Source organism: Xenorhabdus entomophaga (assembly GCF_037996725.1).
GTDB classification, from domain to species: Bacteria; Pseudomonadota; Gammaproteobacteria; order Enterobacterales; family Enterobacteriaceae; genus Xenorhabdus; species Xenorhabdus khoisanae.
Map to the genome: position 1 here is coordinate 1 of NZ_JBBMXH010000265.1, position 1,063 is coordinate 1,063.

Genomic DNA, 1,063 nt, shown 5'->3' on the forward strand with positions numbered 1-1,063 from the left:
GGCAGACAGCGAAGGCGGGGCGGAAGTTTATTCGGCCGCCACCACCCGTGATCAGGCGCGCATTGTGTTTGAGGATGCGAAAAACATGATCAAGCAGGCCAGACCCACGTTGGGTCGCCTGTTTGAGTTTAATAAGCTGACCATTTATCAGGAGCAATCCGCGTCCAAGTTTGAGCCGCTGTCCAGTGATGCTAACAACCTTGACGGCCTGAATATCCATTGCGGTATTGTTGATGAGCTGCACGCCCATAAAACCCGTGATGTGTGGGATGTACTGGAAACGGCCACGGGGGCGCGTTTGCAGTCGTTGTTGTTTGGCATTACCACCGCCGGCTTTAATAAAGAAGGCATTTGCTACGAGCTGCGCGACTATGCCGTTAAGGTCCTGCGTGGTCAGGTGCCCCCCGATGATACTTTTTTCGCCCTGATCTACACACTGGACAAAGATGACGACCCGTTTGATGAAACGGTGTGGCAGAAAGCGAACCCCGGTCTGGGCATCTGCAAGCGCTGGGATGATCTGCGGCGGCTGGCGAAAAAAGCCAAAGAACAGGTCTCTGCCCGCCACAACTTCTTCACCAAGCACATGAACCTGTGGGTCACAGCCGAATCGGCGTGGATGGACATGCTTAAGTGGGATGACTGCAAACCCTTAGTCCCGCCGCATGAGCTGAAAACTTACCCGATGTGGGTCGGCGTGGACTTGGCGAACAAGATTGATATCTGTGCGGCGGTGAAAGTGTGGCAGGCGAACAATGGTCATATTCACGCCGACTTTAAATTCTGGTTACCGGAAGGCCGACTGGAACGCTGCTCGCGGCAGATGGCGGAACTTTACCGCAAGTGGGATGAAATGGGCGTTCTGACCCTGACCGACGGCGAAGTGGTGGACCACGCCCAGATAAAAGAAGAGCTGCTGCACTGGGTCGGCGGGGAAAACCTGAAAGAACTGGGCTTTGACCCGTGGAGTGCCACCCAGTTCAGTCTGGCACTGGCGGAAGAAGGCCTGCCGTTGGTCGAGGTTGCCCAGACGGTACGCAATCTGTCGGAAGCCATGAAATCA

1 protein-coding gene is annotated in these 1,063 nt (G+C 55.3%); it reads left to right on the top strand.

What is annotated here, in order from left to right; all coding sequences use genetic code 11:
* Positions 1–1,063: terminase large subunit (locus AAC854_RS22665; RefSeq protein ID WP_340619062.1), on the top strand; the 1,063-nt coding region annotated here is incomplete at both ends.